Below are 12,510 nucleotides of genomic sequence, written 5' to 3'. Positions count from 1 at the left end.
GGAAGGTGCTTCCTGCGTGCAGCTTACAAACGACCCTTGCCGTTGCAGACGCTTACGTTGGCGATATCCAGGCCGTCGCCATAAGCGTTGTCGAGGAAGGTTTTCTTGATTTCGCCGGCCAGGTTGGTCGGTGTTGCGCTGGTGCCCGGTACGATGGCAAAGGCGTGGGCGTTGATGATGGTGTTTTTAGTGCCGGTGTACACGCTGGTCAGGAAGTTGCGGATGGCGGTGGCATCAGCAGCGGTCTTGTAGCACTGACCTACGAGCAGGTTGGTGTAACCCACGATCGGGTACTGGTTGGCGCCGGTTGGTACAGCGGTGTCACCGGCGGCGGAACCGAAGGTGGGTACCCACTTCAATGGGTTGGCACGATCGGCAGCGGTAGCTGGAACTGGAGCAGTACCCAGGGCGGCGGTGGTGTTGGCCAGGCTTGGCAGTGGAGCAGTGCCGGCGGCTACGGCGTTTTTGCTGACACGAGCAACCACGGCGTTGTTGTTGGGGGAAACAAAGTCAGGGCTGACATAACCGATGGCACCATCGGTGGCGTTGACTGCGGTCACTATGTCAGCGCTGCCGGCAACGGCTTGCCAGTTGGCAGGCTCGGCGCCTACTTTGGCAGTGGTGAAGGTGCTGCTGACGCCGAACTGGGCAGGGCAGGAATCATTCAGGAAGCGGGCGAACAATTCTGTGGTGCCGCTGCTGCCGGAACGGTAGATGACCTTGATCGGGGTGGCGTCGCTGTTACCCAGGATCGGGCCCCAGGTGGTCACGGCGCCGGAGAAAATGCTGCACAGTTGGGCGCCGGTCAGTTGCAGGGTAGTGGTGCCGGACTTCTTGTAGGGGATGGTGACCGAAGTGCCGACCGATGGAATCTGGATCAGTTTGCCGAAGGTGGCACCGAAGGCGTTGTTGTAGTTGGTCAGCTCAGTCTGGCTGATGACCGAGTCGCTACCGGCGAAGTCAACCGGGGTACCGGCAGGCTGGTTGATCGAAGCCGGTGCGTTGGTCAGGAAAGCCGTCTTGCCGGCGCCGCTGCCGACACCGGTGTAGCTGAAGTCTGTTGGCAGCAGACGTGGCAGAGGCGAAGCGCCGTTGTAGAGTCTCTCAGGCAGGGTGGCACCGCCACCGACAACCGCGGCCATCGATTGGGCCGAAGCCAGGGCGGCTACTGCCAGGGACGCTGCGATCATAGTGCGCTTAAACATGAAGAATCTCCTTTCATCGTGTTCGTACGTAGGTTGGGTGACGCATGCTTGCCGTCATGGCGCTCGGTCCTGTGCCGATGGCGATGGGGTGAGGCCATGGGTTAGAAATTCGCAGCTTCCGGTGACAGATAAAGGAAAAAACCTCGGGAGCTGAGGCTGTTTTTCGAGTTTTTTCCTCGGGTGTTCGAGGGCTCTGGGTTGAGGGTCCGGGCTGGTTTTGCGGGGATACGACAAGGGTTGTCAGGGAAGCCGACGGCAGGCGGTCGTGCGGCGCGCAAACATGACAGAACGAGGAACCCGAGTTTGGCGCGGACGGGGCTCGGGAGGTGTTGTGGCAGTGCAAAAATATTCGCAGCTTTTGTGGCGAGGGAGCTTGCTCCCGCTGGGTTGCGAAGCGACCCCAAACAGGCCGAACGCGCTTCGCCTGATGTACCGAGGTGTCAGGTTTTGGGGCTGCTGCGCAGCCCAGCGGGAGCAAGCTCCCTCGCCACAGGGGCTGTGCTTGCCGCAAGAGTGGTGGTAACCAGAAAATGCTCGGTTTACTGGACCAACTGATTGATCTCGATGATCGGCAGCAGCACGGCCATGACAATCACCAGCACCACGCCGCCCATGACCACGATCATCAACGGCTCCAGCAGCGCGGTCATGCCCATGGCGCGGCGTTCGATGTCGCGGGACAGGGTTTGCGCGGCGCGTTCGAGCATCGGTGGCAGGCAACCGGTTTTCTCGCCGCTGGCGATCAGGTGGATCAGCACCGGCGGGAAGACTTTTTCAATCCGCAGCGCCGCCGCCAGGTTGACCCCTTCCCGGACTTTGGCCGTGGCCTCGCTGACGCTCAGGCTCAGGCGGTCGTTGGACAGCGTCTGGCGCGCGGCTTCGAGCGCCCGCAGCAATGGCACCCCGGCGCCGCCGAGGATCGCCAGGGTCGAGGCAAAACGCGCGGTGTTGAGGCCCAATACAAAACGCCCAATCAGCGGCAGGCGCAGCACCCGTGCGTGCCAGTTCAACCGCGCCGCCGGTTTGCGCAAGTACATACGCCAACTCCAGAACCCACCGGCCAGCACGCCAAAACACAACCAGCCCCAGGCACGAATGAAATCACTGGCAGTGAGCATCGCCACGGTCAGCGCGGGCAGGTCCTGGCGGGCCTGGGAAAATGCACTGACCACCTGGGGTACCACGTAGCTGAGCAGGAAAATCACGATGGCGACCGACACCAGCCCCACCACCCCGGGGTAGATGAACGCCGTGAGGATCTTGCCCCGCAGGTTGTTGCGTTCCTCGATGTAATCCGCCAACCGCTCCATCACCTGGGCCAGGTCGCCGGACTCTTCACCGGCGGCAATCAACGCCCGATAGATTTCCGGAAAGTCCCGGGGCCGTGCCGCCAGGGCTTCGGCCAGGCGCATGCCGCTGCGCACATCGGCGCGCACCGCGCTGAGGGTCTGGGCGATGTGCTTGCGCTCGGCCTGCTCCACCGTGGCGCTCAACGCGGCTTCCAGCGGCAGGCTGGCGCCCAGCAGGCTCGCCAGTTGCCGGGTGGCCCAGGCCAGGTCGTTGTCCGAGAGCTTGGCGCTGAACAAGCCACCGCCGTTGGCCGGTGTCGTGTTGCGCTCGATCTGCACCTGCAATGCCGTCAGCCCGCGACTGCGCAACAGGTTGAAGGCGGCCCCCTGGCTGTCGGCTTCCAGGTGCCCGATCTCGATCTTGCCGGTAGCGTCGGCCGCTTCAAAACGGTAGCGATTCATCAGGCGTCCCGTGTCACGCGCAGGATTTCTTCAGGGGCCGTGGTGCCACTGCGCACCCAGCGCTCACCGTCCTCGCGCATGCTGAACATACCGGCCTGGCGGGCGGCGGCGCGCAGTGCCTGCTCCCCTGCCCCCTGGTGGATCAGCGTGCGAATGTCATCGTCGATGCAGAACAGTTCATGGATACCGGTGCGACCGCTGTAGCCGGTCTGGTTGCAGCTCGGGCAACCCACCGGGCGCCAGGTGCCGGGCGTGGCCGGATCGGCCTGTTTGCATTGTGGGCAGAGCCTGCGCACCAGTCGCTGGGCGAGCACGCCGAGCATTGACGAGGCCAGCAGGAACGGCTCGACGCCCATGTCGATCAAGCGGTTGATGGCCGATACCGCATCGTTGGTGTGCAGCGTGGCGAGTACCAGGTGCCCGGTGAGGGAGGCCTGTACGGCGATTTGCGCGGTCTCCAGGTCGCGGATTTCGCCGATCATGATGATGTCCGGGTCCTGGCGCAGAATCGCCCGCAACGCCAGGGCGAAGGTCATGTCGATCTTGGCGTTGACCTGGATCTGGCTGATGCCCGGCAGGTCGTATTCCACCGGATCTTCCACGGTGAGGATGTTGTGCACGCTGGCGTCCAGCCGGGCCAGGGCGGCGTAGAGGCTGGTGGTCTTGCCGCTGCCGGTAGGGCCGGTGACCAGGACGATGCCGTGGGGCTGGCGGATCAGGTGATCGAGCTTGCCCAGCACGTCCGGGTCCATACCCAGGGTTTCCAGTTGCAGGCGGCCGGCCTGCTTGTCCAGCAACCGCATCACCACCCGTTCGCCGTGGCCGGTGGGCACCGTCGAGACGCGGATATCGATCGGTCGCCCGGCGACGCGCAAGGCGATGCGCCCGTCCTGGGGCAGGCGCTTTTCGGCGATGTCGAGCTGGGCCATGATCTTGATCCGTGACACCAGGGCGCCGTGCAGGGCCTTGCGTGGCGAAACCACATCGCGCAGGGTGCCGTCGACGCGGTAGCGCACCACCGAATGGCTTTCGTAAGGCTCGATATGAATGTCGCTGGCTTCATCCCGGGCGGCCTGGGTCAGCAAAGCGTTGATCATGCGGATCACCGGCGCGCCGTCCTGGGTGTCCAGCAGGTCGGTGATCTCGGGGATGTCCTGCATCAGGCGGTCGAGGTCGACTTCGTTTTCCGCCGCGCCCACCACTGCGGCGGCACTGCCGGTGTCAGCGTAGGCACTGTTGAGCAGTCCATCGAGCTCCTCGTCGCGCACCCGCTCCAGCCGCACTTCGCCGAACTGACGGCGCACTTCACTGATGGACCAGCCCGGCGTGGACGGGCACACCATCAGCACCGCGCCCTCGTCGGACTGGCGCAACACCAGGCGCTGGGCCTTGGCCCAGGCGTATGGGAGGGTGTTCATACCGACGCCTCCTCTATGACTGACATGCCCCCCGTGGCGAGGGAGCTTGCTCCCGCTGGGTTGCGCAGCGACCCCAAACAGGTTGAATACGATCTGCCTGACGCACCGAGGCGCCAGGTTTCGGGTCTGCTGCGCAGCCCAGCGGGAGCAAGCTCCCTCGCCACGGTACTCATTGTCCAACCGGCTCCGTTGCCGGCACCGCCTTGATCACCGCCCTCGGCGTCTGCAATCCAGCCGGCGCGGCCCCCGGGATCGCCCGGGCCGAGGCCGGCAATTGCGGGGCTTGCATGTCCGGCATCGCCCAACTGCGATCCGGTTGCAGCAGGCCTTGGGCGCGACGCATGAAGTCGTAGCGGTTGAGGGTGATGCCGCGGCCCGCCGCCGTGTCGCGGATGATGTAGGGCCGCAGGAACACCATCAGGTTGGTCTTGGTGATCTGCCGCCGCTCGTTGCGAAACAGCGCGCCGATCCCGGGAAGGGTCGACAGCCACGGCACCGCGTCGTTGCTCTGGCTGTAGCCATCCTGCAGCAGCCCGCCAAGAACCATGATCTGCCCGTCGTCGAGCAGGATGCTGGTGTCGATGGCGCGTTTGTTGGTGACGATGCCCGTGGTGCTCGAAGCGCGATTGTCGACGCTGCTGACCTCCTGATAGATATCGAGCTTGACCGTCCCGCCTTCGGAAATCTGCGGCCGGACATTGAGCTTCAAGCCCACCTCCTCGCGGGTCACGGTCTGGAACGGGTTGTTGCTGGTGCCGCCCCCGCCGGTGACGTAGCTGCCGCTGACGAAGGGAATGGTCTGGCCGACGAAAATGCTCGCCGCTTCGTTGTCCAGGGTCAGCAGGTTCGGCGTCGACAGCACATTGGTGCCGCCCTTGCTCTTCAAGGCCCGGGCCAGGACCTTGAGGTCGAGGATCTTGCCGATGCCGGGAATGTCCACGGTGCCGTTGACCAGGCCCAGGTTCAGGCCTTGGGGCAGCACGTCGATGCTGGTCTTGCCATTGAGGTTGAGCCCCGTGCCGCCGAGATTGACCCCGCCGATCACACCGCTGCCACCGAGGTTGCCGGTCTGCCATTGCACACCAAACTCGCTGGCGTCGTCCTCGCCGACCTCGACGATCAAGCTCTCGATCACCACTTGGGCGCGACGCTGGTCCAGCAGGTCGATGACTTCCCGCAGGTTGCGGTACAGCGGGTCCGGCGCGGAGATCAGCAAGGTGTTGGTGGTGGCGTCGGCCTGGATGGTCACACCGCCGGCGCTGAAAGCGGTGTTCTGTTCGTTTTTCGTCGAAGCGGCGGTGGTCCCGTTGCTGCCCTGGGCGTAGCCGTTGCCGCTGGTCGACCCGCTGCCGCTGGTGGTGCTGCTGCTGGTGCCATCGCCACTGCTGCCCTGCCCGCTCTGGCCATTGGTGCTGCCCCCCATGCCACTGAGTACCGAGCGCGAGTTGTCGTTGCCCTCGCCTTCGCTTTCCCCGGTGAGCAAGCCGCGCAGGGCTTGGGCCAGTTTGCCGGCCTGGGCATTGCGCAGGTACACCACGTGCAGGTTGCTCGGGTTGTTCTGGGCGTTGTCGAGCTTGTAGATCAGGTTGCGCGCCAGCTCGGTGCGCTCGGGGCTGCCGGCGCGGATGATGATGGAATTGGAGCGCGGGTCGCCGATCACGTTGATCTTCTGGGTCTGGTCGCCACCCTGGGTTTCCAGCAGGTCGGAGACCATTTGCGCGATGTCGACGGCGATACCGTTGTGGATCGGCACCACGTCGGTGTCGATGGCACTCGGGGTGTCGATGCCTTCGATGAGCTGCGCCACCCGCGCCAGGTTTTCAGCGTAATCGGTGACGACAATGGTGTTGTTGCCCGGGTAGGCATTGATCGGGTTGTTCGGCGACACGATCGGGCGCAGCACCGGGATCAGGTTCACCGCGTTTTCGTATTGCAGGCGGAAGGTGCGTGTCAGCATGCCGTTGCCGGCCGGTTTGTCGGCGCTGTAGATCGGCCCTCCCAGCAGCTTGGCATCGGCCTCCGGCACCACCTGGGCCACGCCGCCTACGTCCACCACGCTGAAGCCTTGCATGCGCAGCGCGGCCAGCAACATGTCGTAGGCCTGGTGAGCCGGGACCTGGCCTTCGGAAACCAGCGTCAGGTTGCCCTTGACCCGCGGGTCCACCAGGAACTGTTGGCCGGTGGAACGGGACAAGGCCCGCACCACCGCCTGGATATCCGCCTCGACGAAATTCAGCGTCACCGGTTGATCCCCCAGGGGCGTGCGCGCCGGCGCTTGGCTGCTCGGCGCTCGGGCACGGGCGGTGAGGTCGACCTGATGCCGCACCGCGGGCTTGCGTTCACGCAGGTCCTGGGCCCGCTGGCGATCGAGCAATGCATCGCCGCTGCGCTGGGTACTCCCCAACGGAATACCCAGCTCGCTGTCCACCAGCAACGGTGGCTGCGACGCGGGCGGCGTGCTGTTGCACGCACTCAACGCCAGCAACAACAGCGGCGCGGCCTTGCGCCAATGACGTGGGTATCGGGCCCCTTTCATGAAGCTTCCTTAGCGCTTTGCGCCTGATCCATGCGAACGGTTCCGGACAGTGTGCCGGCGCTGTTGTCGAGGTTGTCGTGGTTATCGGGATTGGCAAGGGCGGTGCGCTGCAAACGGGCCTCGATCACTTCCAAGGAGAACTGCCGTGGGTTGCCCAGCAGCCAGCTGATCACCGCCTCCGCCGGGGCCTGGTCGAACGTGAGCTGCCAGGCATTGGGGAACTCGGTGCCGGGCGCTTGTAATTGGTAGTGCTGGCTCAAGCCGCTGGCGTCCAGGCTCTGGCGCAGGGCGGCTTCGAGGGGCAGGCCTTGTGCAGGCCCGGCGACGTCACGCAACAACACTTCAAGGGCCTCGGTCTGCGACCGCAGCTTCGGGGTTTCGGCTTGCCAGTAGGCGATGGTCTTGAGCGGTGGCTCAATCAACGCAAGCCAGACCAGACAGCCGCCCAACACCAACGCAGCCAGGGCAACGGCGGCTTGTTCGCGCACGGCAAGCCCCTGCCAGAACGTGCGCAAACGCGTGCGAAAGGTTTGCCAACGAGCCCGCGCCAGTACCAGGGAATGCTTATTCATCAGCGGCGTCCGGGGTTTCGTCGGGGGTGTCTTGGCTACCCTGGCCGGCCGGGGCCACCCGCAGGCGCCAGCCCTGGTCGATGGCAGCGACGTCGATCCCAGCCTGGGCCAGGGGGATTTTCCAATCTTCTTCGGCGGTGGTTTTCTGCGCCTCGGCCACGACACTCAGGCGCAATTCATCGTTCTCGAACACCAATGCCTGGACATTGCCGCTCATGAACGGCATGGCGCTGCCCGCTTGCTGCACCAGGCTGGCAAAACGTTGGCCCGGGTCGGTCGCCGCACCGCTCTGGCGCGCCGCGATTTGCTGGCGTGCCTGTTGCAGCGGGTTGAGGATCACCGGCAGCTCGGGAAACGCCTGTTTCACCCGCTGGCTCATCTGCGCCTTGAGCCGTTGGCCCTGGGCCGCTTCGCGGGCGGCGTAGAGGTTCAGCCCGACCACCCACACCGCCAGCGCTGCCGCACAGATCGCCGCCGCCCGCCCCCAGCCGCCACGCTCGGTGGCGTTACGCGAAAGGCCGGCATGCAAGCCCCAGCCCGGCGCAGGACCGGTCCAGCGCTGGGTTTCGGCCAAGGTGCCGAGGGAAGGTTGCGGCGCTTCGCCGACCCAGTGCAGCCCGGCCCCGATTTCCAGCAGCCACTCGTCCAACGCCTCTTGCTGCAACGGTTGCACCACGGCGTGCTGCAAGCCATGGCGCACCAGCAGATGGTCGTCCTCGATGCAGGCCACCGGCCCCGACAGCACCGGCAAGGCGTAGGCCGCCGGATAGAGGCCGCGCAGCTTCATGCCGGCCTGGTGCACAAGCCGCCCGAGATTGGCGAGGGATTCACGGTCCAGCCAGGCGATCTGCACCTGCCCATCAACGTCGCGCGGGCTGTGGGCCACCTGCATGTGTTCGCTGGCACCGAGCATCAGGGCCTGGGCCGCGCACGTCACCGCCGCGGTGATCTTGGCCGCCGGTAATAGCGGCAACTCCAGGCGAGTCAACAGGCTGTCGCGGGGATGAAGGAAACACTCCACCGAAAGGTTTTTGCCGCCCTGGCCCAACGCCCGCAGGCTACTGCGGCCTTGCTCGCAAACCTGGCCCTGGCGATCCAGCCAGGCAAACGCCACCACACTGTCGAGGTCCAGGCTGCACAGCGGCGCCAGGGCAATGCGCAAGCGCGTCATACGCCCACCCTTGACCAGATCACCTGGGGCAAACGGTCCTCGGTGCGTTGCAGCAAAGCCTCCAGTTCTACCCGCCGCTCACCGCTGCGCGCCTGGCCCCGCAAGCGGAACCAGTCGCTGGTGATGCCGACCTTGACGTTGGCGTTCTCCAGCTCCGGCATGCGCAGGCGATTGACGAAATCCCCGCGGTTGATAAACCAGTGGCCGCCGTCGCGCTCCCTGACCAGTGCCTCGGCCCGTTGCAGCGACAGCCCCGGCACGTAGGCGGCCAGCACCGGGGCACTGGCGGTATTGCCATTGATCCAGGTGTTGGCCGGCAGGATCGTCACGTACGGCGTCAGTGTGTCCAGTAACCGCGTGGTGACGCCCTTGACGCTGCGCAGGTCTTGCAAAGTACGCAGCATCGGGCGCGTCGGCGCCAGCGGCGTGTTGTCGGCCCCTGGCGAGGTTTCGCGGCCGCTGTTGAAGGTATTGGCCTTTGGCGCCTGGTCCAGCCGCTGCGGATTCAACAGGCGCGGATAGGCCTCGACCACCCTTTCGACGATGCGCGTGCGGACCGGCGCGGCCACGCCCAACTGCTGGCACAGGCGTTCGAAAGCGCGCACCTGTTCCTCGTCCACGCGCTCATTGACGACAAGGTTGCGCAGGTTGAACTTGCCTTGCTCATCTTCCAACTGGCCTTCGAACGGCGTGTCGACCTGGCCTGCGCCCGGCATCACGATGGGTTTCGCCCAGGGTTGGCCGAAGCGCGTCAGTGGATCGCGCTGGCGGGCGTCCCAGAGCAACTGGCGACTCAGTTGCAAACCACCCTGCAACCGCGCCGTGCCTTGGACGCGCAACTGCTCGGCCTCCAGGCTGCGGGTGAACAGGGTCTGGCGGGTCAGCATGCCGCCGGCGATGACCGCCACCACGGCAGCGATCAGCAAGGCACTGATCACCGCCATGCCGCGCTGCTTCGCCGCGAGGGGCGAATCCGTTCGCATCACGGCCCTTACAACTGCCAGGAGCCAATGTCGGCATTCACGCCGTCGCCATCAGGCTGGCCGTCGGCCCCCAGGGAAAAGATATCGACTTCGCCGTTGGCACCGGGGTTGAGGTAGTTGTAGGGGCGACCCCATGGGTCGTTGGGCAGGCGCTCGAGGTAGGAGCGCCAGGTGCCGTTTTTCGCGTCGGCCGGTTTCTCCACCAGCACCTTGAGGCCCTGGTTCATGCTCGGGTAACTGCCGTGATCCAGGCGGTACAGCTTCAAGGCTTGCATCAGGCCGCCAATGTCCTGTTTCGCCGCCGTTGCCCGCGCCTGATCGGGACGGTCGAGAACCTTGGGCACCACCATCGCCGCCAGGATGCCGAGGATCACCACCACGACCATGATTTCGATCAGGGTGAAACCCCGCTGCCCGCGAGGGCCTTGGGAACGGGCGTTGTAACGGGCGATCTGCATCTCGACGGTCCTTCGCTGGATTCGATTCGAGGCGCAGTGTTGCAAGAAAATATGTCAGTGATATTGAAATTGCTCAGGAGCTTGCGTCGTCAATCGGTCACGAACGTCGGCTAGCGTTGCAGGTTGTCCTCGCCCTCGAGCCCGCGCCATGCCACGCCCTGCTCCGCAAGCCGGCTTCACCCTGATCGAAGTGCTGGTGGCCCTGGCGATCATCGCCGTGGCCATGTCGGCCGCCGTGCGCGTGGCCGCGGTGATGACCCAGAGCAACGGCCTGTTGCGAGACAAATCCATCGCCCTGCTGGCCGCCCGCAGCCAACTGGCGCAGTTGCGTCTGGAAGGCCGTTTTGCCCAAGGCTCGAAAGTGTTCGAGTGCGACCAGGGGCGCTTGCTGCTGCGCTGCGAACAGACCCTGCGCCCGGCGGAAAACGGCCGGCTGCTGCGGGTTGAACTGAGCGTGTCGGACCGCAGTCGCGAAGCACCGCCACTGGCTCGGTTGGAGACGTTGGTCAGCCGGGAGAAATAAAAGGTGGGCGCTCTTGTGGCGAGGGAGCTTGCTCCCGCTCGGTTGCGCAGCGACCGCAGGATTTTGGGGCCGCTTTGCGACCCAGCGGGAGCAAGCTCCCTCGCCACAGGGGTTCAGCGCTGATTTTCGGGGGAAGTCAGGGAAGGCAAACTCACTGAGTCCGGCAACCGGGCCAGGGCCAGTCGGGTCTGTTCGTTGCCACGTTCGATGACCACCGCCTGCGCCTCGATCGCCACCAGCCGCACCCCTTGGGCCACGCGCTCACCCACCAGGAAACTGCGCGGCGGCCCGTCGTTGAGGCTGAGAATCGCCACGGCGGCGTGGGTGCCGGCCATCACCCCGCTGACCTTGATGTCCACCGGTGCCGGCTGGTTGGAGAACCATTGCAACGCCGGGTTATCGGAACGCTCGGCCATGCGTTGCGGGGCGACGTCCGGCGTGCGGGACTCGGCCGAGGTGAGCAGCAGCGAAGACCAGGTCGCCACCCCGGCCAACGCCGCCAACAAGCCCACGGCCTGGACGATTTGCGCCGGGGACACACGCTCGATGAACGCCATGGCCTGAATCTCCTTTTTTTGATTCCAGCTTGCAGCGTACGCGTCAATTCTCTCCGTTTTATTTCACATCCTTATCATCTTCACCGTGCAGAGTGACCTTTACGCAAAGGAGCGCGCATGAACCTCGGCAAGCAACGCGGTTTTACCCTGATCGAATTGATGGTGGTGCTGGTGATCATCGGCATCGCCAGTGCCGCCGTGAGCCTGAGCATCAAGCCGGACCCGTTGAAGTTGCTGCGCCAGGATGGCGAACGGCTGGTGCAGCTGTTGCAACTGGCCCAGACCGAAGCGCGCACCGACGGGCGGCCGATTACCTGGCGCTGGGACGCCAAGGGCTTTGGCTTCAGTCGCCGCGCGGACCGGGGCACCGGGGTTGATCGCTTCGAGGACGACCCGCAACTGCGTCGACGGCGCTGGCAGAGTCCGTCGATGGAGGTTCGCGTGGAACCCAGGCAGCGGGTCGTGCTGAATGCCGAGTGGATCGGCGAGCCCTTGCAGATCCGCTTGTCGGACGGCCAGAACAGCCTCACCGTGCAACGCAGTGCCGCCGGACGGGTGCAACTCCAATGAGCGCCCGGCAGGCGGGTTTCACCTTGCTGGAAGTGATGGTGGCGATCCTGCTGATGGCGGTGGTCAGTCTGATCGCCTGGCGCGGGCTGGACAGCGTGACCCGTGCCGACAGCCATTTGCAGGCCAGTACCGAACAGACCGAAGCGCTGCTGCGGGTCTTGAACCAACTGGAGCGCGACGTCGCCCTGCGCGCCAGCATCGAGCTGAGTGAACCGCTCAAGCCCGGCGTCGACGACCCGCCCTCGACCGCGCCGCCCGCCCTCACCGTGCGCAGCACCGAAGGCCGGGGCTTTCGCCTGGATGTGATCCGCGTGGCGGCGGCCCAGGAAGGCGAGCTGCAACGGGTGCGCTGGTGGCTCAAGGGCGACACGCTTTACCGCGCCCAAGGCCAGGCCCGCAACCGCTACCCCCTGCCCGCACCCGGCTCGGGCGTGGCCGTGCTCAGTGATGTCAGCGACGCCGCACTGCGGTACTGGGACACGGAAAAAGGCTGGCGCAAACTCAGCGGTAACCGCCAGGAAAACCCGACAGGCATCGAGATCAGCCTGACTCGCCAGACACCCCAGGGCGTCGAGAAGTATCGGCAGGTATTAGGGCCACTGGAATAAGCCGAACAACACTGTCCCCTGTGGGAGCGAGTTTGCTCGCGATAGTGGCGGGTCTATTGAAGATGATGTCGAATGTGCCGGCCCCATCGCGAGCAAGCTCGCTCCCACAGGTTATGAAATGAAGACTTGAGCCAGACACAGGCTCGCTCCCACAGGGT

At 65.1% G+C, this 12,510-nt stretch carries 12 protein-coding genes; 3 read left to right on the top strand and 9 right to left on the bottom strand.

Annotated features, from left to right (window positions below; translation table 11 throughout):
- Window positions 1-23 precede the first annotated feature (23 nt).
- The 8 genes from AC515T_RS13065 to gspG form a co-directional block, all read right to left on the bottom strand.
- A complete protein-coding gene (locus tag AC515T_RS13065; protein WP_496532817.1) occupies window positions 24-1,205 on the bottom strand; it encodes a substrate-binding domain-containing protein in 1,182 nt (393 codons plus the stop codon).
- A 539-nt stretch (window positions 1,206-1,744) separates the two neighbouring features.
- Complete coding sequence (gene gspF, locus AC515T_RS13060; protein WP_496532816.1) at window positions 1,745-2,956, bottom strand: type II secretion system inner membrane protein GspF; 1,212 nt, start codon at window positions 2,954-2,956, stop codon at window positions 1,745-1,747.
- Window positions 2,956-4,374: a type II secretion system ATPase GspE gene (gene gspE / locus AC515T_RS13055; protein ID WP_496532815.1), complete on the bottom strand. Its 1,419-nt coding sequence runs from the start codon at window positions 4,372-4,374 to the stop codon at window positions 2,956-2,958. The genes gspF and gspE overlap by 1 nt, the downstream gene beginning before the upstream one ends.
- Window positions 4,375-4,543: 169 nt before the next feature.
- Window positions 4,544-6,910: a type II secretion system secretin GspD gene (gene gspD, locus AC515T_RS13050; RefSeq protein ID WP_496532814.1), complete on the bottom strand. Its 2,367-nt coding sequence runs from the start codon at window positions 6,908-6,910 to the stop codon at window positions 4,544-4,546.
- On the bottom strand, window positions 6,907-7,482 hold the full coding sequence (locus AC515T_RS13045; RefSeq protein WP_496532813.1) for a type II secretion system protein M: 576 nt from the start codon (window positions 7,480-7,482) through the stop codon (window positions 6,907-6,909). The genes gspD and AC515T_RS13045 overlap by 4 nt, the downstream gene beginning before the upstream one ends.
- Window positions 7,475-8,653, bottom strand: a complete 1,179-nt coding sequence (gene gspL, locus AC515T_RS13040) for a type II secretion system protein GspL (RefSeq protein WP_496532812.1) — start codon at window positions 8,651-8,653, stop codon at window positions 7,475-7,477. Before gspL ends, AC515T_RS13045 begins: the two co-directional genes overlap by 8 nt.
- Entirely contained in the window at window positions 8,650-9,636 is a 987-nt protein-coding gene (gene gspK / locus AC515T_RS13035) for a type II secretion system minor pseudopilin GspK (RefSeq protein WP_496532811.1), read from the bottom strand. Before gspK ends, gspL begins: the two co-directional genes overlap by 4 nt.
- Window positions 9,637-9,644: 8 nt before the next feature.
- The gene (gspG, locus tag AC515T_RS13030; RefSeq protein ID WP_060742020.1) at window positions 9,645-10,094 is read right to left on the bottom strand and encodes a type II secretion system major pseudopilin GspG; all 450 of its coding nucleotides are present in this window, start codon (window positions 10,092-10,094) and stop codon (window positions 9,645-9,647) included.
- A gap of 148 nt (window positions 10,095-10,242) precedes the next feature.
- Here gspG and gspI point away from each other — a divergent pair, with 148 nt between their 5' ends.
- Window positions 10,243-10,617 (top strand): type II secretion system minor pseudopilin GspI, encoded by a 375-nt coding sequence (gspI, locus tag AC515T_RS13025; RefSeq protein ID WP_092198320.1) that lies wholly within the window; start codon window positions 10,243-10,245, stop codon window positions 10,615-10,617.
- A gap of 113 nt (window positions 10,618-10,730) precedes the next feature.
- Here gspI and AC515T_RS13020 read toward each other — a convergent pair whose 3' ends face one another.
- The gene (locus AC515T_RS13020) at window positions 10,731-11,174 is read right to left on the bottom strand and encodes a type II secretion system protein N (protein ID WP_496532810.1); all 444 of its coding nucleotides are present in this window, start codon (window positions 11,172-11,174) and stop codon (window positions 10,731-10,733) included.
- A 117-nt stretch (window positions 11,175-11,291) separates the two neighbouring features.
- Here AC515T_RS13020 and gspH point away from each other — a divergent pair, with 117 nt between their 5' ends.
- Window positions 11,292-11,744: a type II secretion system minor pseudopilin GspH gene (gene gspH / locus AC515T_RS13015; RefSeq protein WP_092445040.1), complete on the top strand. Its 453-nt coding sequence runs from the start codon at window positions 11,292-11,294 to the stop codon at window positions 11,742-11,744.
- Window positions 11,741-12,352 carry a type II secretion system protein GspJ gene (locus AC515T_RS13010; RefSeq protein WP_496532809.1) on the top strand — a complete coding sequence of 204 codons (612 nt, stop codon included), beginning with the start codon at window positions 11,741-11,743 and terminating at the stop codon, window positions 12,350-12,352. The genes gspH and AC515T_RS13010 overlap by 4 nt, the downstream gene beginning before the upstream one ends.
- Window positions 12,353-12,510: the final 158 nt, after the last annotated feature.

This window comes from Pseudomonas sp. FSO-7, from assembly GCF_059579345.1.
The sequence above is the reverse complement of the archived record's forward strand: the minus strand, read 5'-3'. Positions and strand labels throughout refer to the sequence as shown.